The 23,418-nt window shown below is 56.6% G+C and carries 23 protein-coding genes; 21 read left to right on the top strand and 2 right to left on the bottom strand.

The features are described from left to right. From ETC02_RS12685 to ypjB, 4 genes are all read left to right on the top strand, one after another. The coding region (locus tag ETC02_RS12685) for a transposase (RefSeq protein ID WP_171698311.1) at positions 1-553 on the top strand (553 nt) is incomplete at its 5' end. A gap of 397 nt (positions 554-950) precedes the next feature. After that, on the top strand, positions 951-1,715 hold the full coding sequence (locus ETC02_RS12680; protein WP_171698310.1) for a menaquinol-cytochrome c reductase cytochrome b/c subunit: 765 nt from the start codon (positions 951-953) through the stop codon (positions 1,713-1,715). Between the two features lie 78 nt (positions 1,716-1,793). Beyond that, a complete protein-coding gene (gene lhaT, locus ETC02_RS12675) occupies positions 1,794-2,417 on the top strand; it encodes a lipoprotein heptaprenylglyceryl N-acetyltransferase LhaT (RefSeq protein WP_171698309.1) in 624 nt (207 codons plus the stop codon). A gap of 89 nt (positions 2,418-2,506) precedes the next feature. Next, entirely contained in the window at positions 2,507-3,295 is a 789-nt protein-coding gene (gene ypjB / locus ETC02_RS12670; protein ID WP_063330392.1) for a sporulation protein YpjB, read from the top strand. Between the two features lie 115 nt (positions 3,296-3,410). On the opposite strand, the gene ETC02_RS12665 is transcribed toward ypjB, so the two are convergent. After that, positions 3,411-4,283 (bottom strand): YitT family protein, encoded by an 873-nt coding sequence (locus tag ETC02_RS12665; protein ID WP_063210411.1) that lies wholly within the window; start codon positions 4,281-4,283, stop codon positions 3,411-3,413. A gap of 158 nt (positions 4,284-4,441) precedes the next feature. Here ETC02_RS12665 and ETC02_RS12660 point away from each other — a divergent pair, with 158 nt between their 5' ends. From ETC02_RS12660 to nth, 17 genes are all read left to right on the top strand, one after another. Further along, the gene (locus ETC02_RS12660) at positions 4,442-4,777 is read left to right on the top strand and encodes a nucleotide pyrophosphohydrolase (RefSeq protein ID WP_033010114.1); all 336 of its coding nucleotides are present in this window, start codon (positions 4,442-4,444) and stop codon (positions 4,775-4,777) included. Next, the gene (gene dapB, locus ETC02_RS12655) at positions 4,774-5,571 is read left to right on the top strand and encodes a 4-hydroxy-tetrahydrodipicolinate reductase (RefSeq protein WP_033014017.1); all 798 of its coding nucleotides are present in this window, start codon (positions 4,774-4,776) and stop codon (positions 5,569-5,571) included. The genes ETC02_RS12660 and dapB overlap by 4 nt, the downstream gene beginning before the upstream one ends. 31 nt (positions 5,572-5,602) lie before the next feature. After that, positions 5,603-6,037 carry a methylglyoxal synthase gene (gene mgsA / locus ETC02_RS12650; protein WP_033010087.1) on the top strand — a complete coding sequence of 145 codons (435 nt, stop codon included), beginning with the start codon at positions 5,603-5,605 and terminating at the stop codon, positions 6,035-6,037. Positions 6,038-6,042: 5 nt separating this feature from the next. After that, entirely contained in the window at positions 6,043-6,753 is a 711-nt protein-coding gene (gene bshB1, locus ETC02_RS12645) for a bacillithiol biosynthesis deacetylase BshB1 (RefSeq protein WP_044742806.1), read from the top strand. Further along, entirely contained in the window at positions 6,750-7,883 is a 1,134-nt protein-coding gene (gene bshA, locus ETC02_RS12640) for an N-acetyl-alpha-D-glucosaminyl L-malate synthase BshA (RefSeq protein WP_171698308.1), read from the top strand. Before bshB1 ends, bshA begins: the two co-directional genes overlap by 4 nt. Next, positions 7,883-9,097 (top strand): CCA tRNA nucleotidyltransferase, encoded by a 1,215-nt coding sequence (locus ETC02_RS12635; RefSeq protein ID WP_171698307.1) that lies wholly within the window; start codon positions 7,883-7,885, stop codon positions 9,095-9,097. The genes bshA and ETC02_RS12635 overlap by 1 nt, the downstream gene beginning before the upstream one ends. Continuing rightward, entirely contained in the window at positions 9,055-10,044 is a 990-nt protein-coding gene (locus tag ETC02_RS12630) for a bifunctional biotin--[acetyl-CoA-carboxylase] synthetase/biotin operon repressor (RefSeq protein ID WP_044742801.1), read from the top strand. Before ETC02_RS12635 ends, ETC02_RS12630 begins: the two co-directional genes overlap by 43 nt. 265 nt (positions 10,045-10,309) lie before the next feature. Continuing rightward, positions 10,310-11,146, top strand: a complete 837-nt coding sequence (gene panB, locus ETC02_RS12625; protein ID WP_171698306.1) for a 3-methyl-2-oxobutanoate hydroxymethyltransferase — start codon at positions 10,310-10,312, stop codon at positions 11,144-11,146. Further along, positions 11,146-12,015 carry a pantoate--beta-alanine ligase gene (panC, locus tag ETC02_RS12620; protein WP_044742805.1) on the top strand — a complete coding sequence of 290 codons (870 nt, stop codon included), beginning with the start codon at positions 11,146-11,148 and terminating at the stop codon, positions 12,013-12,015. The genes panB and panC overlap by 1 nt, the downstream gene beginning before the upstream one ends. A 14-nt stretch (positions 12,016-12,029) precedes the next feature. Continuing rightward, complete coding sequence (gene panD / locus ETC02_RS12615; protein WP_033010095.1) at positions 12,030-12,413, top strand: aspartate 1-decarboxylase; 384 nt, start codon at positions 12,030-12,032, stop codon at positions 12,411-12,413. 50 nt (positions 12,414-12,463) lie between these two features. Beyond that, a complete protein-coding gene (gene dinG, locus ETC02_RS12610) occupies positions 12,464-15,217 on the top strand; it encodes an ATP-dependent DNA helicase DinG (protein ID WP_171698305.1) in 2,754 nt (917 codons plus the stop codon). Positions 15,218-15,524: 307 nt separating this feature from the next. Beyond that, entirely contained in the window at positions 15,525-15,695 is a 171-nt protein-coding gene (locus tag ETC02_RS12605; RefSeq protein WP_064502496.1) for a YpmA family protein, read from the top strand. A 5-nt stretch (positions 15,696-15,700) separates the two neighbouring features. Next, positions 15,701-16,180 (top strand): cell wall elongation regulator TseB-like domain-containing protein, encoded by a 480-nt coding sequence (locus ETC02_RS12600; protein ID WP_171698304.1) that lies wholly within the window; start codon positions 15,701-15,703, stop codon positions 16,178-16,180. A 21-nt stretch (positions 16,181-16,201) separates the two neighbouring features. Continuing rightward, complete coding sequence (locus ETC02_RS12595; protein WP_033010098.1) at positions 16,202-17,383, top strand: pyridoxal phosphate-dependent aminotransferase; 1,182 nt, start codon at positions 16,202-16,204, stop codon at positions 17,381-17,383. A 389-nt stretch (positions 17,384-17,772) separates the two neighbouring features. After that, positions 17,773-19,065, top strand: a complete 1,293-nt coding sequence (gene asnS / locus ETC02_RS12590) for an asparagine--tRNA ligase (RefSeq protein WP_050367443.1) — start codon at positions 17,773-17,775, stop codon at positions 19,063-19,065. A 65-nt stretch (positions 19,066-19,130) separates the two neighbouring features. Continuing rightward, positions 19,131-19,835, top strand: coding sequence for a DnaD domain-containing protein (locus ETC02_RS12585; protein WP_050367442.1), 705 nt, complete (start codon positions 19,131-19,133; stop codon positions 19,833-19,835). Between the two features lie 87 nt (positions 19,836-19,922). After that, positions 19,923-20,594 (top strand): endonuclease III, encoded by a 672-nt coding sequence (nth, locus tag ETC02_RS12580; RefSeq protein WP_033010102.1) that lies wholly within the window; start codon positions 19,923-19,925, stop codon positions 20,592-20,594. Positions 20,595-20,696: 102 nt separating this feature from the next. On the opposite strand, the gene ETC02_RS12575 is transcribed toward nth, so the two are convergent. Continuing rightward, the gene (locus ETC02_RS12575) at positions 20,697-23,402 is read right to left on the bottom strand and encodes a PBP1A family penicillin-binding protein (protein ID WP_063210370.1); all 2,706 of its coding nucleotides are present in this window, start codon (positions 23,400-23,402) and stop codon (positions 20,697-20,699) included. Positions 23,403-23,418: the final 16 nt, after the last annotated feature.

Raw genomic sequence — 23,418 nt, 5'->3', positions numbered from 1 at the left:
GGTGACGGAAGGGACGACGATGGCCCGGTTTGAGATCGCCGCGCTCGTCCGCCGATACCGCCAATTGGAGGCTGAGATCGCCGCGTTGGACGCCGAGTTGAAGGCATTGGTTCAAACGACGATGGAGTATCAATGGCTGAAAACGGTCGACGGGTTGGGAGACGCCACGATTATCGATCTGTTGGCGGAGATCGGCAGCTTCGCCCATTATCGGGACCCGCGCCAATTGGTGAAGTTGGCGGGCCTGACGCTCAAGGAGAACTCCTCCGGCCAGCGCAAAGGGCAAAAGCACATCTCCAAACGGGGACGGAAACGGCTGCGCTCGGTGCTGTTTCGGGCGGTGATTCCGCTGATCCGGCACAACGAGGCGTTTCGCGAGCTGCATGAATATTACACGACCCGCCCCGTCAACCCGCTGAGCGGAAAGCAATCCATCGTCGCCTTGTGCCGGAAGCTGTTGAATGTGCTGTTTGCGATTTGTACGAAGAAACAAGCGTTTGACGCGGAGCGAATGAAGCAGGACGTCTTGTCCCAAGTGCAACGGGCGGCCTAAGGCCTCCCCCTGCGAACGGAAGAATCGTTGGACAACCAGATGACACCGGAGAAGCTGGCGTGATTTTATCCATTCGACCTTGAGTCCCCAAAGGAGCTTGGCCGGCCTCCGCCTGATGACGAGACCGAACGAGGGAATGTTGGCGCGAAGACGCCCGGAGACATGGGAGGGTTCGTCCTCATCAGCGACGCGGAGATCCAAAGGGTGCATCGAATACGCTTCCCCCACGGAAGGAAAATATCCCCAGCCGTGGCCGCGAAGCGCACCCTAGGTCTGTAAGATATCCACAAAACTGAAAAAGGATGTAAGGGATTTTGTCGAAAAATATTTTTTGGACACCCCTGAGAGGCCGAAAAGCCTTGATAAATCAACATTTCTAGAGGGAGGGAATCACGCAATGCATCGCGGAAAAGGAATGAAATTTGTCGGCGATTCCCGTATTCCCGCGGTAAGAAAACCGAATATTCCGAAGGACTATTCAGAGTACCCCGGGAAAACGGAAGTGTTTTGGCCGAACTTCCTCTTGAAGGAATGGCTTGTCGGTTCGGTCTTTCTCGTCGGTTTTTTAAGCTTGACGGTCGCCCACCCGTCGCCGCTTGAGCGGATCGCCGACCCGACGGACACGACGTATATACCGCTGCCTGACTGGTATTTCTTGTTCTTATACCAATTGCTCAAATATTCGTATGCATCCGGTCCGTATACGGTTATCGGTGCGATCGTCATGCCGGGGCTGGCGTTTGCTGCTTTGCTGCTGGCGCCGTTTTTGGATCGCGGTCCGGAGCGCCGTCCTTGGAAGCGCCCGGTGGCAACCGGCATGATGTTGTTGGCGCTCGCTTCTATTGTTTATTTGACGTGGGAGTCGGTCGTCACGCATGACTGGAAAAAAGCAGCTGAGCAAGGGAAAATTCGCGCGGAAGTCGAAATTGATACGAACGCGGAAGGCTATAAAATCGCTCAGGCGAATACGTGTACATCGTGCCACGGACAAAACTTGTCCGGCGGCGCCGGCCCGTCGCTCATCGGCACCGGCTTGACGCCGGAAGAGATCGCGAAGATCGCCAAAGAAGGGAAAGGCAGCATGCCGGCCGGCATTTTCAAAGGCACGGATGAAGAGCTGAAAAAAATGGCGGAATTCATCGCCGGCTTAAAAGCGGAATAATCGTTTCGGCACGAAAAAGCTGACTTGTGTTAGTCAGCTTTTTTCGTGCCCACATTGAATCGAGATGAGGTGCAGACGATGGCATGGCTTTATGCAATATTGGCCGCCCGGCCGGTTGTTTGGCTGCTGTTGTTCGTGAATGCCGCCGGCACTGTTTACGGCTATTATTGGTACCGCTATCAACTTGCGGACACGCCGCCCGTCTTTTTGCCGTTTGTTCCCGACAGCCCGACGGCAAGCCTTTTTTTTGTGCTCGTCCTCGCCGCCTGGCTGCTGGGCCGGTCCTCGCCGCTGTTTGAGGCGCTCGCGTTGGTGACGCTTGTCAAATACGGGATTTGGGCCGTCGTCATGAATGTGCTCGTTTGGCGCGTCACGGGGACGCTCGATTGGGCTGGCTGGATGCTCGTTGTGTCGCACGGGGCGATGGCGGTCGAAGGCGCACTGTACGCTTCGTTTTATCGGTTTCGCTCCGTCCATCTCGCCTTGGCGGCGGTTTGGACGCTGCATAACGATGTCATCGATTACGTGTTTGGCATGATGCCTCGTTACCATATGTTGGAACGACACGCCGATCAAATTGGCTATTTTACCTTTTGGTTGAGCATGGCTTCTATTGCCGCTGCGTATTGGCTTGGCATCCGCGTGCGGCGGCAGCCGTTTTTGCCAGGCGGCCGCATCGATTTCCGTCCGAAAGCGGAATAGAAAATTCAGCCGCGTCTTGATGGCGGTTCCTTGGTCTACTCTTGTCCACTCCTTCATACATTGTAGTAATGAATGAGGGAGGGACGATGATGAAACGAATCGGGCTGGCCATGTTGTTATCGTTTATCTTTTTATGGCCAGCGCTCGTTGGCGCGGCCGGACGACCAAGCGGTTGGGAGCAGCTGGACGATATTTCCGACGAGGCGCTGCAGTTAGGGAAAAACGAGCGTTTTGCCGAAGCAAAAGAGGTGCTCCTCTATTTTTCTGAACGATTTTTTGCCCTTGAGGCGAAAAAACGGTTGAAAACGGCCGATGAGCTGCGGGCGGTGACTGTCACGCACGAACATGCCGTCAAAGCCATGACAGCGCCGATTCCAGACGAGGACAAGGTCGCTGCTCTTACACAGTTCCGCCTTGTCGTCGATGCTGTTCACTCCACCTATCAACCGCTCTGGTCCGAGATGGAACCCGCCGTCATGGAGGCGTTTGCCGTGATGGAACAGGCGGCGGAGCGCGGAGAGAGGAAGGCGTATGCGGCTGCCCTTCGCCGGTTTATGGATCGCTATGCCTTGATTGAGCCGAGCGTGAAAATCGATGTGCCGCCGGAAGAAGCGAAAAAGGTCGACCATGACCTCGAAGTGCTGCAAGGCGCTTCGTTTTGGCGGCTTGGCCAAAGCGAGCAGCGCGAGCAGCTTGCTGCCGCGCGCCGCAATATAGAAGCGTTGTTTGACGGGGTGAAAAAGGACGAAGCCGACCCGTCGCTCATTTGGGTCATGATTTCGACCGGTGGAATGATCGTCTTAACGTTGACGTATGTCGGCTGGCGGAAGTACAGAGGAGAAAAAGAGGCGAAGCGGGCGCGGCAGCCGGAAGAATAGGAGCCGGCTTGCTTTCAAGAGGGGGAATGGTTTCCCCCTCTTTTTTATTTTGACGGCTGCGCGGCACCTGGCAAGCCGGGCATGCCCCGAGATGTTGAGGACAGGGACTCAGTCCTTATTGCTCCAGCGGCCGCTTGTGCTCATCGAGCGTAAACCCTTCGCCGAGCACGTCGTGCACATCGGTGACCGCGACAAAGGCGTGCGGATCGACGGACATAATGACGCTTTTGAGGCGGGGCAATTCGTTTTTGGCCACGACGCAATACAGCACGTCACGGTCGCGTTTCGTATACGAGCCGCGCCCTTTGAGCACAGTGACGCCGCGCTCCATATCCGTCAAAATGCGATCGGCGATCTCCTCGCTTTTTTCCGAAATGATTGTCGCTCCCTTCGCCGCATAGCCGCCTTCTTGCATAAAGTCGATGACGCGGGCGGCGATAAAGACGGCGACTAACGTATACATCGCTTCACGATATGACAAATAAAGAAGAAGCGACAACGTAATGACGGTGGCGTCAAAGACGAACATCGTTTTGCCCATGCTGATGCCTTTGTATTTATGGACGAGGCGGGCGATAATGTCGACGCCGCCGGTTGTGCCGCCGTAGCGGAAAATAATGCCGAGGCCGACGCCGATAAACACGCCGGCAAACAGCGCTGCCAGCGTCATGTCGTGACGGAGCGGCATATGGATCATGTAGCGTTGGAAGATCGATAAAAAAATGGAAACCGCGACCGTGCCGATGACAGTATAAAGAAACGTCTGGCGGCCGAGCAACCTCCAACCGATCAAAAAGAGCGGAATATTGAGCGCCAGGTTGGTGATGGCCGGATCAAAACCAAACAAAAAATAAAGAAGAAGCGTAATGCCGGTGAAGCCGCCTTCCGCCAAGTTGTTTTGCATGTTGAAATGGACGAGCCCAAAGGCAAAAATGGCAGCGCCGAGCAAAATAAACAAACTGTTTTTGATCTTTAAGCCGAAAACCATATCGTCCCTCCGTCCGCAAAAATAGTCGGCGTCTTCATTATAGAGGAACTTGTCCGCCCAGGCAATGATGGCCGGAAGCGCGATGATTTGGCACAAGGCGAAAACATTTGTCAAATGCGCTGCTTTTCGTTAACATGGAAACAGGCGAGGTGATGGCCATGCAGGAGAAAACGATGAAACAGATGCAGCGTGAAGTAGACGAATACATCAGTCAGTTTAAGGAAGGCTATTTCAGCCCGCTCGCCATGCTGGCGCGGCTGACCGAAGAGCTCGGCGAACTGGCGCGTGAAGTGAACCACTACTACGGCGAAAAGCCGAAAAAAGCGACTGAACAAGAAAAAACGGTGGAAGAAGAGCTGGGCGATTTGCTGTTTGTGCTCATTTGTTTTGCCAATTCGCTCGGCATTGATTTGCAGGCGGCGCACGATCGGGTGATGGACAAGTTTCGCACCCGCGACCGCGACCGCTGGACGCGGAAGGAGGAAGAATCATGACGATTCGCATCGTCATCGCGGGGCCGCGCGGCCGCATGGGCCGCGAGGCGGTGGCGCTCGTGCAAAAAACAGATCATTTCGAGCTGGCTGCGGTCATTGACCGCCGCTATGATGGCCAAAATTTGGCTGACATCGAAGGGTTTGCCGGCGTCAATGCCCCCATTTACACCGATGCCGCCCGTTGCTTTGTCGAGGTGAAGCCGGATGTGCTCATCGATTTGACGACGCCGGAAGTTGGAAAGCGGCATGCGGAGCTGGCGCTGCGTTACGGCGTTCGTCCGGTTGTCGGCACGACGGGATTCACGCCGGAAGAGATCGAGCGGCTGACCGAACTCGCTGAGGCGAACAACATCGGCGCCATCATCGCGCCCAACTTTGCCATCGGCGCGGTGCTGATGATGAAATTCGCCCGCATGGCGGCCAAATATTTCACGGATGTAGAAATTATCGAGCTGCACCATGACCAAAAGCTGGATGCTCCGTCCGGAACGGCGTTGAAAACGGCGCAGCTCATCGCCGAGGTCCGTCCGTCGAAAAAGCAAGGTCATCCGGACGAAAAAGAAACGCTTGAAGGGGCGCGCGGAGCCGCGTACGACGGCATTCCGATCCACAGCGTCCGCCTGCCGGGGTTTGTCGCCCATCAAGAAGTCATTTTTGGCGGCGACGGTCAGACGTTGACGATCCGCCATGACTCGTTTCATCGGAGTTCATTTATGTCCGGGGTGAAGCTTGCCGTCGAGACGGTCATGCATTTACATACGCTTGTGTATGGGCTTGAACATATTTTAGAATAGCGCGGCTTGCGCAAACGGGGGAGAGGGAAACGTGAAAATCGCCTTGATTGCCCACGACAAGAAAAAAGCGGACATGGTCGCCTTTGCGACCGCCTATGCGCCCGTGTTGGCCAACCATGAACTGTATGCCACCGGCACGACCGGGCTGCGCATTCAGGAGGCGACCGGCCTTGCCGTCCACCGCTTCCAGTCCGGACCGTACGGGGGCGACCAAGAAATTGGGGCGATGATCGCCCGCAATGAAATGGACCTCGTCATTTTTTTCCGCGACCCGCTGACCGCCCAGCCGCACGAGCCGGACATCAGCGCGTTGATGCGCCTTTGCGACGTCTATGCCGTGCCGTTGGCGACGAACATCGGTACGGCCGAGCTGCTCATCCGTGCGTTGGAGCGCGGCGATTTGGCATGGCGCAGCATTGTGCGCGGCCGAACAAAAGGCGGGGAGGAATCGAAAACAGAAAGGTGACAGCGATGACGGAAACGTGTGATTTATTGGCGTTTGGCGCCCATCCGGATGATGTTGAAATCGGCATGGGCGGAACGATCGCCAAATACACGCGCCGCGGTTTTCGGGTGATCATTTGCGATTTGACGAAGGCGGAGCTGTCGTCCAACGGCACGGTCGACGAGCGGCAGAAAGAGGCGGCCGAGGCGGCCCGGCGGCTTGGCGTGGCGCTTCGCCTCAACCTCGGGCTGCCGGACCGCGGCCTTTTGATCGGGGAAGAGGCGATTCGCCGCATCGTGTCGGTCATCCGCCGCTACCGCCCGCGCGTCGTCTTTGCTCCGTATTGGGTCGACCGTCATCCCGACCATGGGCAATGCGCCCGCCTTGTCGAGGAGGCGGTCTTTTCTGCCGGCATCCGCCGCTACGGCGCTGGGGAGCTTGGCGACGCCCACCGCGTCCGCGCTATGTATTATTACATGATCAATGCGTTTGAACGGCCGCATTTTCTGATCGATATTAGCGAGACGGTCGGCGACAAGCTGGCGAGCCTGCGCGCGTATGAAAGCCAATTTGAAAAGCGGCCCGGTTCGGTGGACACGCCGCTGACAAACGGCTACATCGAGACGGTGGAAAGCCGCGAGCGTTGGTTTGGCCAGCAAATTGGCGCCGCCTATGCCGAAGGGTTTTTGTCCAAAACGCCAATTCATCTTTTTGATTTATTCGAGGGGGCGCGATGAAGCTGAAAATCGGGATTGTTTGTTATCCGACAGTCGGAGGCTCAGGGGTCGTTGCCACCGAGCTCGGCAAGCTGCTGGCCGAAAAAGGGCATGAGATCCATTTTATTTCCTCGAGCATGCCGTTTCGGTTGAACAAAGTATATGGAAACATTTATTACCATGAAGTGAACGTCAATCAGTATTCGGTCTTTCAGTATCCGCCGTACGATTTGGCCCTTGCCAACAAAATCGCGGCGGTGGCCAAGCGCGAACGGCTCGATGTGCTTCATGCCCATTACGCCGTCCCGCACGCCGTTTGCGCCGTGCTGGCGCGGCAAATGGTCGGCGAGCTGCCGATCGTCACGACGCTGCACGGCACCGATATTACCGTCTTGGGTTATGATCCGTCGCTGTCTGACATGATCAAGTTCGGCATTGAGCAGTCCGATATCGTCACCGCGGTGTCTGACGCCCTCGTGCGGCAGACGTACGAGCTGCTCGATGTGCAAAAACCGATCTATACGGTGTACAACTTTGTCGACGAACGCGTGTACCGCCGTCGGGAGGCCGGCCATTTGCGGCGGGAATACGGCATCAGTGAACAGGAAAAGGTCGTGATCCATGTCTCCAACTTTCGGAAAGTGAAGCGCGTGCCCGATGTCGTGCGGGCGTTTGCCATCGTCCGCCGCCATATGCCGGCCAAGCTCTTGCTTGTCGGCGACGGCCCGGAAATGACCGTCGTCTGCCGGCTTGTCAAAGAGCTCGGGCTCAACGGCGATGTCCGATTTTTGGGGAAACAGGACAAACTCGAAGAGCTGTACTCGATCAGCGATGTGATGATGCTCTTGTCGGAAAAAGAAAGCTTCGGGCTCGTATTGCTTGAAGCGATGGCGTGCGGCGTTCCGTGCATCGGCACCGCCATCGGCGGGATTCCGGAAGTGATTGAGGATGGGAAAACCGGGTTTTTATGCCCGCTTGGCGATGTTGAAGAAGCGGCTCGGCGGACGCTTATGCTGCTGACCGACCGCCGCCTTCATCAAGAGATGGCGCGCCAGGCCGTGCAAACGGTCGAGCAAAAGTTTCGTTCGTCCGACATCGTCGGGCAATATGAACAGCTGTACATTTCGCTCGCCGCAAGGAAGGTGAAATGATGAAACCGCCGTTTCAAGAGGCGCTCGGCATCATTCAACAGCTGAAACAGCATGGCTATGACGCCTATTTCGTCGGCGGAGCGGTGCGTGATTTGCTGCTTGGACGCCCGATCGGCGATGTGGATATTGCGACAAGCGCCTTGCCGGAAGACGTTATGGCGATTTTTCCAAAGACGATCGATGTCGGCTCGAAACACGGCACGGTCGTCGTTGTCCATAAAGGAAAAGCGTATGAAGTGACAACATTTCGCACGGACGGCGACTATGAGGACTACCGCCGTCCGGAGTCGGTGACGTTTGTCCGCTCGCTTGAGGAAGACTTAAAACGGCGCGATTTTACGATGAATGCCATCGCCATGGACGAATATGGGACTATCATTGATCCGTTTGGAGGGCGAGAGGCGATTCGCCGGCGAATCATTCGCACCGTCGGAGAGGCGGAAAAGCGGTTTCGTGAAGATGCGCTTCGCATGATGCGGGCCGTTCGCTTTGTCAGCCAGCTCGGATTTGCGCTTGCGCCGGATACGGAACAGGCGATCGTCCAAAACGCTCCGCTTTTGGCCCACATTTCAGTCGAGCGGATGACGATGGAGATGGAAAAGCTGCTCGGCGGTCCGTTTGCCGCCAGGGCGCTGCCGCTGTTGGCCGAAACCGGATTGAACGCTTACTTGCCTGGTTTGGCAGGGAAAGAGAAGCAACTGCGTCTGGCGGCGGCTTATCGTTGGCCATGGCTTGCCGCGCGCGAAGAACGGTGGGCGCTTTTGTGCCATGCGCTTGGTGTGCAGGAAAGCCGGCCGTTTTTGCGCGCGTGGAAGCTCCCGAACAAAGTGGTCGACGAAGCGGGCGCCATTTTGACGGCGTTGGCTGACATTCCACGGCCGGAAGCATGGACGAACGAACAGCTGTTTTCCGCCGGCCTCGAGCGAGCGCTATCGGTTGAAGCGGTGCGCGCCGCCTTCACCGGCGCGCCGCCTGGGCCATGGCATGAGAAACTGCGCCGCCGCTTTGCCTCCTTGCCGATCAAAACGAAAGGGGAGCTGGCGGTCAACGGAAAAGACGTGATCGAGTGGGTCGGGAAACCGGCCGGCCCGTGGGTGAAAGAGGCGCTGGACGCCATATGGCGGGCGGTCGTCAACGGAGAAGTCGAGAACGAGAAGGAGCGGATTTACGCATGGCTCATGGAGCGCAATCGGACACGCGAAAAAAACTGTTAGAGCTGTTTGCCGAAGCGAACGGCGAGTTTTTGTCGGGACAAAAAATCAGCGAACGGCTCGGCTGTTCGCGGGCGGCCGTATGGAAACACATCGAGGAGCTGCGCAAAGAAGGCTTTGAACTCGAAGCGGTGCGCCGCCTTGGCTATCGGATCGTAAGCACGCCGGATAAGGTGACGGCGAATGAAATCCAGCTCGGCCTGAAAACGGAAACGCTCGGCCATACGATCCATTTTTTCGAGGAAGTCGATTCCACGCAGCGCATCGCCGCCAAGCTGGCGTACGAAGGGGCGCCGGAGGGGACGCTGGTCGTCGCGGAAGAGCAAAAAGCCGGCCGCGGGCGCCTCGATCGGAAATGGTTTTCTCCGAAAGGAACCGGCATTTGGATGAGCCTTATTTTGCGCCCGCCCATCCCCCCGCAGCGGGCGCCGCAATTGACGCTGCTTGTGGCGGTGGCCATTAGCCAAGCCATTCAAGAAGTGACCGGGCTTGTCCCGGATATTAAATGGCCGAACGACATTTTGCTTCACGGCAAAAAAGGCGTCGGCATTTTAACCGAGCTGCAGGCCGATCCCGACCGCGTCCACTCGGTCATCGTCGGCATCGGCATTAACGTCAATCAAACAGCGGAACAATTTCCCGAGGACATTCGCGCCATCGCCACGTCGCTTGCCATTGAAAAAGGCGAACGCATCAAGCGTGCGCCGCTCATTCAAGAAATTTTGCTCCGCATCGAGCGGCTGTATAAGCAATATTTGGCGCACGGCTTCCGCTCCATCAAGCTTCTTTGGGAAGGGTATGCGGTTTCGATCGGCAAGCCGGTGACGGCAAGAACGCTGGGCGGCACGATTCGCGGCATCGCCCGCGGCATCACCGAAGACGGGCTGCTCATTCTCGAAGATGAGGAGCAAAACACCCATTATATTCACTCAGCCGATATTCAGTTGTAAATTACCACTAGAAAAATTGTGACAATTTTGTTAAAATACAAGGCGAGGAAAGGGCAGTATCTTTGTCAAGAAAGAGCTGCACCGAGGCTGGCAACATGAATAAATGGTTGAGACGATCTGCCTTGATCCTTACTCGAAGGACTGGGACAGAGGGGTGAACGAAACCGACGGCGGTTTATGGCGTCCTTCTTTCTCAAGGCGGGGAAGAAGGACGTTTTGTTTCGGTCGCGTCACCTCCTCTGCAACAAAAGGGGAGGGAGTCAATGTGAAGACGAAAACGGATTTTTTTCGCATGAAACAGACAGGCGAGCCCATCGTCATGGTGACCGCCTATGATTTTCCATCGGCCAAGCTCGCGGAGCAAGCCGGGGTGGACATGATTTTGGTCGGCGACTCGCTCGGCATGGTCGTGCTCGGCTATGACTCGACGATTCCGGTGACGGTTGAGGACATGATTCATCATACGAAGGCGGTTCGCCGCGGTGCGCCGCACACGTTTATTGTCACCGATATGCCGTTTATGTCGTACCATGCGTCCAAAGAAGAGGCGCTGCAAAACGCCCGGCGCATCATGCAGCAGTCGGGGGCGAACGCCGTCAAAGTGGAAGGAGCCGATGAAGTTACCGGCGTCATCGCCGCGCTGACGAAAGCCGGCGTGCCGGTCGTCGCCCACCTCGGGCTGACACCGCAGTCGGTCGGCGTCCTCGGCGGCTACAAAGTGCAAGGCAAAGATGCGGAAAGCGCCAAAAAGCTTATGGATGATGCGAAACAGTGCGAACAAGCGGGCGCGATCGCCTTGGTGCTCGAATGCGTGCCAAGGCAGCTTGGCGCCGCCATTGCCCGGGAGCTTCATATTCCTGTCATCGGCATCGGCGCCGGGGCCGAGGTGGACGGCCAAGTGCTCGTGTATCATGATGTGCTCGGCTACGGTGTTGACCGTGTGCCGAAGTTTGTCAAACAATACGCCGTCATTCAAGATGCCGTCGTCCAGGCATTGGCCAACTATGTCGCCGATGTCAAACTGCGACAGTTTCCAGAGCCGGCGCACGCGTTTACCATGAAGGAAGAAGAATGGGTGGCGTTATACGGAGGAAAGCAATGATGATCGTTGTCGACCGCATTGCGACAATGCAGGCGTTGATGCGCCAATATCGCCGCGAAGGAAAAACGATTGGGTTCGTCCCGACGATGGGCTATTTGCACGATGGGCACGCCGCGCTCATCGACCGGGCGCGCGAAGAGAACGATATCGTTGTGCTCAGCATTTTTGTCAACCCGCTTCAGTTTGGACCGAACGAAGATTTTGCCCGCTACCCGCGCGATTTTGAGCGCGACCGGCGCATCGCCGAACAGCATGGAGTCGACGTCTTGTTCCATCCGGAAGCGGACGAGATGTATCCGGAGCCGCTTACCGTACGAGCGATCGTTCAAGCGCGCGCCGACGTGCTGTGCGGACGGTCGCGGCCCGGTCATTTCGACGGCGTGGCGACCGTGCTCATTAAGCTGTTCAATATCGTCATGCCGGACCGCGCCTATTTCGGGATGAAAGACGCCCAGCAGGTGGCCGTTGTCGCCGGCTTAATCCGCGACTTTAATTTTCCGATCGAGCTCGTGCCGGTGCCGACGGTGCGCGAGACCGACGGGCTGGCGAAAAGCTCGCGCAACGTTTATTTATCGCCGCAGGAGCGAAAGGAAGCGCCGGCGCTCTACGAGGCGCTTAAGGCCGCAGCAGCGGCTGTTGACCGCGGGGAGCGGAACGCGGAAGCCATCCGCCGCCTCGTGCGGGAGCATATTGAGGCGCATACGCATGCGGAAATCGATTATGTTGAAGTATGCTCATATCCCGATTTAACGCCGCTTTCGGCGCTCGCCGGAACGGTGCTCATTGCGGTTGCCGTCCGGTTTGCGGGCGCCCGCTTGATCGATAACATCATGGTCGAGTTGCCTGCAGCGGACAGGCGAGGGGAGTAAAGGGGGGATCGTCCATGTTTCGTACGCTCATGAACGCCAAAATTCATCGCGCCCGTGTGACGGAAGCGAACCTGGATTACGTCGGCAGCATTACCATCGATGAAGATATTTTGGACGCCGTCGGCATGGTGGCTAATGAAAAAGTGCAGGTGGTCAACAATAATAATGGAGCCCGCTTTGAAACGTATATCATCCCCGGGGAGCGCGGCAGCGGCGTCTTTTGCCTAAACGGCGCGGCCGCCCGCCTCGTGCAAAAAGGGGATATCATCATCGTAATTTCGTATGCGCTCGTTCCGGAAGAAAAAGTCGCCGCGCATCGTCCGAAAATCGCCATTATGGACGAACACAACCGGATCGCGCAGCTTATCGCCGAAGAGCCGGCACATACGATTTTATAATGTGGTCAAAAAGGGGCTTTCCGCCCCTTTTCGTTTTGAGGTGATCGTTTATGGCAATGCGCTTTGTCATTATTGATTTGGAGACAACCGGAAACGGGCCGAAAAAGGGCGACCGGATCATCCAGCTCGGCATGGCGGTGGTGGAAGGCCGCTCGATCGTGGCGCGGTTTGCCAGCTTTTTCAACCCTGAACAGCCGATCCCACCGTTCATCCAACAGCTGACCAATATTGACGAGCAGACCGTTGAAGAGGCGCCGCTGTTTGCCGATAAAGCGGGCGAGATTGCCGCCATGATGAAGGGGGCGTATTTCGTCGCCCATAACGTCGATTTTGATTTGCCGTTTTTGCAGGCGGAGCTCGAGCGGGCCGGGCGTCCGCCGTTTGCCGGTCCGACGATCGATACGGTGGAACTTGCGCGCATCGTGCTGCCGTCGGCGGAAAGCTACAAGCTTGGCGATTTGGCGAAACAGCTCGGCCTTCGCCATGATCGCCCGCACCAGGCGGACAGCGATGCGGAAGTGACCGCCAAACTGTTCATTGCCCTGCTCGGACGGCTGCACCGCCTGCCCTTGTTGACGCTTGAACAGCTGCGCCGCCTCGCCCGCCATTTGAAAAGCGACATTTATTCGCTCTTGGACGCCGTCATTGCGGAAAAACGAAAAGAAGCGCCAGTGGATGACACGGTCGCGGTATACCGCGGCATTGCGCTGAAAAAACCGGCGCCAAAGCCGGATGACGGCAGACGGCATTCCCTTTCCGCCTCGTTTGCTGCTTTTTATGAACAGGCGCCGCCCCTTCCGCTTCCTGGCTACAAACGACGTGAAGGGCAGTGGGAGATGATGCGGCTTGTCTATGAGGCGCTGTCGACGTCCCAGCATGCGCTCATTGAGGCGGGAACCGGGCTCGGCAAATCGCTCGCCTACTTGATTCCCGCCGCCTTTTTTGCCGGTGAGCGCCAGGAGCGGGTCGTGGTAAGCACGCATACGCTTCAGCTGCAAGAGCAGCTCATCCGCCGCGATTTGCCCGTGCTGCGGCAAGTCGTGCCGTTTCCGCTTCGGGTCGCCGTCTTGAAAGGGAAGCAAAACTACCTTTCCCTCGACAAGTTCGTTTCGTTTTTGTCTGAACCGTGCGATACGTACGATGCGGCGCTGTTGAAGTGCCAGCTGCTCGTCTGGCTGCTTGAGACAGACAGCGGCGATTTGGACGAATTGAATGTGTCGTCCGGCGCCCGTCTTTTGTTGTCAGAGCTGGCCATTGGCGAGGGGGAAGACGGCGGGAGGCATCATTTTTTCGCCCAAGCGAAACAACGCGCCGAGCGGGCGAATATTGTCATTACGAACCACGCGTTTTTGCTTCATGATTTGACAGCTTCTTCGCCGCTTTTGCCGCCGTTTCGCCATCTTGTCATCGATGAGGCCCATCGGCTCGAGGACGCTGCCGCTCGTTCGTTTGGCGAACGGATTGACTACGTGTCTTTTCGTCTGCTGACGGCCAAAATAGCGCAAACGCTTGGAAAATGGCCGGAAGCGGAGCACGGTGAGACGGAAGACGCGATCGCCCGCTGCCAACGGCGTTTGGAAGAGCTGCAATTTGAAGGGGACGAGCTGTTCCGTTTGCTGCGCCGCTATGCGCTTGCGAAAAAGCCGGCGCGGGCCGGCCGTTGCCGCTGCCGTTTTTCCCCGGCTGACGAGGGCGGCCGGACGTGGCAGGCAGCGACGGAGTTATGCTGGCGTCTGCGCGACTCGGCAGCGGCGCTATGCGGTGCCGCGATGCCGCTTGTGTCAGCGCCCGCCGCGGATGGTTCTCCGCTGCCTGCTTCGCTGGCAGCGGATTTGGCGGCGTTGGAGCGACAGCTGGCAACGCTTGTCCGGCTGTTGACGGAAACGGATCCCAGCGCCGTCCGCTGGATCGAAGCGGATGAGAAAGGGGCGGCGAACGCCGTCCGCCTTTATTCCCAGCCGGTCGACCTCGCCGATTTTTTTGCGGACCGGCTGTTTATGAAAAAGCGGAGCGTCATTTTGACTTCCGCAACGCTTACGGTTCGCGGGCGTTTCGCGTATATGACGAGGCGCCTCGGGTTGGACGAGTTTTATCCGCTGTGCCGCTCGTTTCCGGCGCCGTTTCGCTACGAGGAACAGGCTGCGCTCTTTGTGCCGGCGGACATGCCGCTCGCTTCCGCTGTTTCGGTCGAGACGTATGCCGAGGCGGCAGCGGCGGCCATCACAGCAGTCGCCCGGCGCGTCGGCCGGCGGCTGCTTGTGCTGTTTCCATCGTACGAATTGTTGAAAATGACCGTCGAGGCGTTAAAAAACGACGAGGCGGACGAACCATTTGTCTTGATCGCTCAAGGGGTGCAAAGCGGCAGTCCGGCCAAGCTCATCCGGACGTTTTTGCAGTTTGAGCGCGCTGTGCTGTTTGGGACGAGCGGTTTTTGGGAGGGGGTCGATTTGCCGGGGGATGCGCTTGATGCGCTCATCATCGCGCGTTTGCCGTTTGCTCCTCCGGACGATCCGGTGATGGAAGCGAAAAGCGAACGCATTCGTGCACGGGGAGGCGATCCGTTTTATGAGCTGTCGCTTCCCGAGGCCGTCCTCCGATTGAAGCAAGGCGTCGGCCGTCTCATCCGCACCGAGCGCGACAAGGGAGTGGTGTTCGTCCTTGACCGCCGGTTGACGAACGCCCCGTACCGAGCGGACTTTCTCGCGTCGCTGCCGCCGCTTCCTGTGCATGAGGGTGGACTTTTGGAGCTGCTCGATGCGGCGGACGCCTGGCTTTGGCAAGGCCGCCGGCCCAATGGCGTTTAGGGCATGTCGTCGCTTCCTTCTCATAAAGAGAGGGGAAACGGTGCAATCTAAAGATGGCAGGCAGCAAAAAAATTCCCCGCATCGAGCGGGGGCGGAAGGAAGCAAATTTGCGTTGGCGGTGTAGGCGGGCAAATTTGTTATGAAATGGTCGGACAAACCTGCTATAATAGGGAAGAAGCACAACTGCGATGCTGGCAGCCTGCGGCTTTCGCTGCCTGGCTGCAGATCTGCTGTATTTGTATTGTTGCCGGAGCCGCCGGCCTGTATAAGTAACAAAATTTGCGCCGCACAGGAGGAAGCGACGAAAATGGAAAGCAAAATTGAAGTGCTCGCCACCGTCAAAGTCCAGCATTCCGACGATTTGTACAAAATTGTCGACTGCTTGAACCGGACGCTGAAGCGCAACAATTTAATGTTTGGCCTTGCTTTGGATGAAAACGACAAACGGCAGGCCGTCTTCACGATTTACCGGACGTGATCGCGATGAAAAAATGGGGATGGTTGGCTCTCCTTTTTTTTGGTTTCCTCATTTGGCAGGCATGGTCGATTTATGGAGAGGCGATGGCGCCCAAACGGTCCATGGCGGAACACGCGCTTGCGCGGGCGAGGGAGGCAGTCGGATTGATTGACGTCAAGAAAGTCTATACATATTATGGGGATGAAGCGTACACTGTATTCATCGGCCGGACGAAGCAAGAAAAAACGGACGTCGTCGTTTGGGTGCCGGAAAAAGGAGGAAATGTCGTCGTCAAGCGGGCGGACAGCGGCATCAGCGAAGCAAAAGCGCGCGCCATTTTAGAGCGCGACCGCCGCCCGCAGCAGATCATTGACGCGACGCTCGGCATGGAAAAAGGCGTGCCTCTTTGGGAGTTGACATATATCGATTCGGAAGGAAGGTATTCGTTTTATTACCTTCATTTCACCGATGGCGAGTTCTTGAAGAGGTACAGTTTTCAACGATGAGGACATGAGGGGGAAGAAGCGATGAAACTGGCAAAACGGGTGGCGTCGCTGACGCCATCGGCGACATTGGCCATTACGGCGAAAGCGAAAGAATTGAAAGCGGCTGGATACGACGTGATCGGCCTCGGGGCCGGAGAGCCGGATTTCAATACGCCGCGGCACATTCTCGATGCAGCGGTAAGAGCGATGAACGAAGGGCATACGAAATATACGCCCTCGGGCGGGCTGCCGGCGCTGAAGGCGGAAATCATCAAAAAGTTTGCCCGCGACCAAGGGCTTGAGTATGAGCCGGCGGAAGTGATTGTATGCGTCGGGGCGAAGCACGCCCTTTACACCCTCTTTCAAGTGCTGCTCGACGAGGGCGATGAGGTCATCATCCCGACGCCGTATTGGGTCAGCTACCCGGAACAAGTGAAGCTCGCCGGCGGCGTTCCCGTTTATGTGGAAGGGCTGGAACAACACGATTTCAAAATTACGCCAGAGCAGCTGAAGCAGGCGATCACGCCGCGGACGAAGGCGGTCATCATCAACTCGCCGAGCAACCCGACCGGCATGATTTACACGGCCGAAGAACTGAAGGCGCTCGGTGACGTTTGCTTAGAATACGGCCTCTTGATCGTCTCCGACGAAATTTATGAAAAGCTGATTTACGGCGGAGCGAAGCATGTCTCGATCGCTGAGCTGGCGCCGGAGCTGAAAGCGCAGACCGTCATCATCAACGGGGTGTCGAAGTCGCATTCGATGACGGGATGGCGCATCGGGTATGCGGCAGGTCCAAAAGAAATCATCAAAGCGATGACCGACTTGGCGAGCCACAGTACATCCAACCCGACGTCAATCGCCCAATACGCGGCCATCGCCGCGTACAGCGGCCCGCAGGATCCGGTGGAAGAAATGCGCCGGGCGTTTGAAGAGCGGCTCCATATCATTTACGACAAGCTTGTGCAAATTCCAGGGTTTACATGCGTCAAGCCGCAAGGGGCGTTTTACTTGTTCCCGAACGCCCGCAAAGCGGCGGAGATGGCGGGCTGCCGCACGGTCGACGAGTTCGTCGCCGTCTTGCTCGAAGAGGCGAAAGTCGCCCTCGTGCCCGGCTCCGGGTTTGGAGCGCCGGACAATGTCCGCCTGTCGTATGCGACTTCGCTTGAGGCGCTGGAAACGGCGGTGGAACGCATCCGCCGATTCATGGAAGCGCGCGCGTAACCAAATCCACGCGGGGCAGGGTATATAGATGCAATTTGAAGATTTACCATTTGCAGCTTTTATCGACTGTCAGGCGACCGAACAACGCCGCTTCACAGACCCATATATGGGTCTGTGAAGCAGGTGGTTGTTCGGTCTTCCGTCACGCCTTGGCGTGACGGGGCAAGCCTATGGCTTGCCTTCGACAGTCGAAAATGGACAAACCGCTTTTCCGTCAAGGATATGTTAAACTTCTTCGTTGCATCTATATAGATATGCTGTCAGGCGGCAACGGCCGGTGCAGTACAAAGCGCCGCATTTCGCCGCCCCGCCCTGGCCGTTGCTGCCGTGTTGGCGCAACGGTATAATAGCGAATGATGGACGTGTCAATCATTGGAGGGAATAAGTACGTGAGAACGACGATTGCGGAAGTAAACCAATATGTCGGCCGGCAAGTCACGATCGGCGCCTGGCTGGCCAATAAGCGCTCGAGCGGAAAAATCGTCTTTTTGCAGCTGCGCGACGGGACGGGCTTCATTCAAGGCGTCGTCGAAAAGGCGAACGTCTCAGAGGAAGTATTCCAACGCGCGAAAACGTTGACGCAAGAAACATCGCTGTATGTGACCGGAACAGTGCGCATTGACGAGCGCTCGCCGTTCGGCTACGAACTGTCGGTTACGGACTTGCAAGTCATCGATGAAGCGGTCGATTACCCGATTACGCCAAAGGAGCACGGCGTCGAATTTTTGATGGACCATCGCCATTTATGGCTTCGGTCGCGGCGTCAGCATGCCATTATGAAAATCCGCAACGAGGTCATTCGGGCAACGTACGAGTTTTTCAACGACCGCGGGTTCGTCAAAGTCGATGCGCCGATTTTGACCGGCAGCGCGCCGGAAGGAACGACCGAGCTGTTCCACACGAAATATTTCGATGAAGACGCGTATTTGTCGCAAAGCGGCCAGCTGTATATGGAGGCAGCGGCGATGGCGCTCGGCAAAGTATTTTCATTCGGCCCGACGTTTCGCGCTGAAAAGTCGAAAACGCGCCGCCATTTGATCGAATTTTGGATGGTCGAGCCGGAAATGGCGTTTTACGAGTTTGAAGACAACTTGCGGCTGCAGGAAGAGTACGTCTCCTATCTTGTGCAGTCGGTGCTCAGCCGCTGCCGGCTCGAGCTTGGGCGGCTTGAGCGCGATGTGTCCAAACTTGAGTTGGTCACGCCGCCGTTTCCGCGCCTGACGTATGACGAAGCGATCAAGCTTTTGCACGACAAAGGGTTCACCGACATCGAGTGGGGCGACGACTTCGGCGCGCCGCATGAGACGGCCATTGCGGAAAGTTTCGAGAAGCCGGTCTTTATCACTCATTACCCGACGTCATTAAAGCCGTTTTATATGCAGCCGGATCCGAAGCGGCCGGACGTTGTGTTGTGCGCCGACCTCATTGCCCCGGAAGGGTACGGGGAAATTATCGGCGGCTCGGAGCGTATCCATGATTATGACTTGTTAAAGCAACGCCTTGAGGAACACCATTTGCCGCTTGAGGCGTATGAATGGTATTTGGATTTGCGCAAATACGGATCGGTGCCGCACTCTGGGTTCGGGCTCGGCCTTGAGCGCGCGGTCGCTTGGATTTGCGGCGTCGAGCATGTGCGTGAAACGATCCCATTCCCGCGCCTTCTCAACCGTTTGTATCCGTAACCCCCCCTGCAAAAAGGGGGTTTTTTTGCCGCCGGCATGTTATACTATAGTTGAGGTGCATCGGCATGGAAAAGAAAAAGGTGGCCGAATGGCTGGCGCAAGGAAGCGTCGCCGTTCCAAAGCTGTTATTGAACCATTATAAACAGCTTGGCTTGAGCGAGGCGGAACTCGTGCTGCTTTTGCATATGCAGTCGTTTTTTGAGCAAGGGATCACCTTTCCGACGCCGGCGGAGCTGGCCGAGAGAATGACGGTCCCGGCGGCGGAGTGCATGGAAATGATGCGCCGCCTTTTGCGAAAGGGGATGGTGGCCATTGAGGAGCATACGGACGAACGCGGCATCCGCAGCGAAAAGTATACGCTCGAACCGCTTTGGGAGCAGCTGGTTCACCATTTGTATGCAGAAGCGGCCAAGGATGAGCGCGGCAGCCAGCAGGAGGAGGAAAGCCTATATACGGTTTTTGAGCAAGAATTTGGCCGCCCGCTCTCCCCGTTTGAGTGCGAAACGCTCGCGATGTGGATCGACCAAGACGGCCATGAACCGGCCATCATTAAAGCTGCGCTGCGCGAGGCGGTGCTGTCGGGAAAACTGAACTTTCGCTACATCGACCGCATTTTGTTTGAGTGGAAAAAGAACGGCATCCGCACGATCGAGCAGGCGCACGATTACGGCAAAAAATTCCGCAAGCCGAAACCGCTCGCCCGCCCGGCGAAACAGGCGACAGGGGAATTTAAGCAGACGATTCCGTTTTTCAACTGGCTTGACTCGTAAACGAGAGCGCAGTCTCTCGTTTTTGTTTGGCCAAAATCGCGAAATGCTCGTATGGATGGCCAAACATCGCGAAAGGAGGAGAGAGGGATGCTGACGAAGCAGCAAATCCGCTGCTGTTTGGACGTGATGGCGGACATGTTTCCCAATGCCCATTGCGAACTTGTGCACCGCAATCCGTTCGAACTGTTGATCGCGGTCGTTTTGTCAGCGCAATGCACCGATGCGCTCGTCAATAAGGTGACGAAACATTTGTTTGAAAAATACCGAACGCCGCACGATTACATCGCGGTGCCGCTTGAAGAGCTGGAGCAAGACATCCGATCGATCGGATTATACCGGAACAAAGCGAAAAATATTCAAAAGTTGTGCGCGATGCTGATTGAGGAGTACAACGGTGAGGTGCCGCGCGACCGCGATGAATTGATGAAGCTGCCGGGCGTCGGAAGGAAGACGGCCAACGTCGTCGTCTCCGTGGCATTTGGCGTGCCGGCCATCGCCGTTGATACGCATGTCGAGCGGGTCAGCAAGCGGCTCGGCTTTTGCCGTTGGGACGCGTCAGTTCTGGAAGTGGAACAAACGTTGATGAAAACCATTCCAAAGGAAGAATGGTCGATCACCCACCACCGGATGATTTTTTTCGGCCGCTACCATTGCAAGGCGCAGGCGCCGCAATGCCCGGTATGCCCGCTTCTTCATTTATGTCGCGAGGGAAAAAAGCGGATGCGAAAGAGGGAAAACAAACGTGCGCGTGCCGACTGAATGGGCTCGCCCGCTTTTTCCCGGACGGGCATATTTCTAGGCAAGTCGCCATGAAAAAGCGGATGGCTTATCGGGCCATCCGCTTTTTTGAGGCAGGTGATCTCACTGGCGGCTTCCATTTCTCATGCCAGCATTGCCGCTGTTTCCTGATTGTGGATTGGTCGGCGTCGTTGGGGTTGTTGGTGTCGTCGGCGTTGTTGTGCCGCCATCCCCTTGGCCGTTGTCTTCGCCGCCGTTGTCTTCGCCGCCGTTGTCTTTGCCGCCGTTGTCCTCTTCGCCGCCATCATCGCGATCTTCGTTGCCATTGCCGTTGTTTCCGCTATTTCCGCCATTGTTGTTATTTTGATTGTTTCCATTGCCCCCATGATCATCGCCGTTATCCCCGTTCGTGCCGCCATTTCCGGCGCCACGGTTGTTGCCATCACCGTTCGCTCCATTGCCCGGCGCCGTCGGCTGCTCGCCGCCAGGGATGCGGATGCTCGTGATCGCCGGCTTGCTCATCCGCTCGCCTTCCTTGGCATAGACGGCGATCGTGTACGAAGCCCCTGGCGCCACGTTCGTAACTGTCACGCCTAAATCTTTGGTCGTGACCGTTTCCGTATGCCCTTGCTCGTCTTTGATGCGCACTTCAAACAGCGTGTCGTCGGTTTTCTCATCATACGACCAAGAGACGGAAATCATGTTGGCAGCTTGGTCGTACGAAGCGGCCAACCCTTTGACAGCCGGGAGCTCTTCCGGCTCATCTTTTGCGACTTCTGTCGGTTCGGTGCCGCGCACGAACAATTCATACGTAATGTCGCTTTCAGGCGTGTATTTGCCGGCAAGTTTCGGCGGATTCGTGCCTTTTTTGATCGGCAGTTTGACGACGCTGTCCGGCCGCTGAAACTCTCCGCTGCCATCGTCGAGATGGGACATCAGATCTTTCAGCAAGAGCTTCGGAATGCGCTGCTCCCGATCCCCTAATGTAGCTGTTTCGCTTTTTTTGCTGAAGCCGACCCAAATGGCCGCCGTGTAGTTTGGCGTATAGCCGACAATCCAGCTGTCCGGCACATCGTCCCGTTTGAGGCCAAACTTCGCGCCGTCTTTGCCGTAGTTTGTCGTTCCGGTCTTGCCGGCGAGCTCCAACCCTGGAACATAGGCGGACTGCCCAGTACCAGAGCGGATGACCGATTTGAGCATGTCGGTAATCATGTATGCGGTGTAATCATGCATGACTCGCTTCGGTTTTGGCTTTAAGTCCATTTCCGTGCCGTCTGGGAAGACGATTTTCGTCACCGCATACGGCTTCGTGTAAACGCCGTTGTTGCCGAAGGCGGCGTAGGCGCCGGCCATCTGCAACGGCGATACGTAGCGCGATACGCCGCCGATTGCGTACGGCTCATGTACTTCGTCAAAGCCCATGCCGAGCCGGTTGGCAAACTCTCTCGCCCGCTCCTTGCCGACCGCTTGGAACGTTTTTAACGCCGGGATGTTGCGCGACCATGTGAGGGCATTGCGCACCGTCACCGGTCCGGCGTAGCGCCCGCCGGCGTTGCGGATCGGGGTGCCGTCGGAGTACGTATACGGCTCGTCAACAAGAATGTGCGCGGTTGACCATTTTAAATATTCGATCGCCGGCCCGTAGTCCAAAATCGGCTTAATCGTTGAACCGGGCTGGCCGACAGGCTGAATTGCGTAGTTGAAACCGAACTCGATGTTGTCGCGGTGGCGTCCCCCGCCTAATGCGCGAATGGCGCCCGTTTTCGTGTCGACGAGGGCGATTCCCGACTGCAAATCTTTTTTGGCGGTAAAATGTTGATCGGAGTTTAATAGCTTTTCAACGTACGATTGCGCCTCTTGATCAAGCGTCGTGTAAATTTTCAGCCCGTCTTCAAAGACGTTGACATTGGCTTTGTCCGTCACTTCTTTGATCACTTCGTCAATGAAGGCGTCGTATGGCACGGAATTTTGCGGCTTTTTCCGCTCGGTGAGCATCGATTTGATCGGCACCTGCTTCGCTTTTTCCGCTTCTTCCGCACTGATAAAGCCATGTTTCACCATGAGCGACAAGACAGTGTCGCGCCGTTTTTTCGCCGCCTCCGGATGATCGTACGGGTTGTACCGGTTCGGGCTTTGCGGCATGCCGGCCAAGAGCGCTGCCTCGGGGAGCGTCAGCTCTTTTAAGTTCGTTTTGCCGAAGTAATATTCCGCCGCCCGGGCGACGCCATAAATGCCGTCTGAGTAATAAATTTTGTTCAAGTACATTTCCAAAATTTCGTGCTTCGAATACTTTTGCTCAAGCTGCAAGGCGAGCCACGCTTCTTGCGCTTTCCGCTCCAACGTTTTCTTTGGTGAGAGGAACGTCATTTTCACGACTTGCTGGGTGATCGTGCTGCCGCCTTCCGCGCCGAACCCTTCGCGAATATTGGCGATGACCGCGCCGGCTAGACGGACGATGTCGATGCCGTGATGCTCGTAAAAGCGGGCGTCTTCGGTCGCCAATACCGCATTTTCCAGCACTTTCGGCACGTCCTTGTATGAGATGTACGTCCGTTTGTAACCGCCCAGCTCGGCGACTTTCTTTCCGCTCATATCGTACACGGTCGACGAGAGCGGATCTTTAATTTTCGCCTCATCGAGCGGAGGGGCGTCCTTGACAAAGTAGGCGAACGCAGCCACCCCCCCGATGGCGCCAAGGGCGATCATCAGCACTATCGCAATGGCGATCGATTTCAACCAGGACCTTCCTCTTTTCTTTTTCGCCTTCTTTTGTTTCGTCTGTTTCGCTGCCTGCTTTCGTTCCACACGAGAACGATATTCACCAGACATAAGCAAATCCTGCCTT

The sequence above is a fragment of the Geobacillus sp. DSP4a genome (assembly GCF_013096875.1).
Classification (GTDB): domain Bacteria; phylum Bacillota; class Bacilli; order Bacillales; family Anoxybacillaceae; genus Geobacillus; species Geobacillus thermophilus.
Note: the sequence above shows the minus strand (reverse complement) of the source record. Positions and strands in the feature narration are given on the sequence as shown.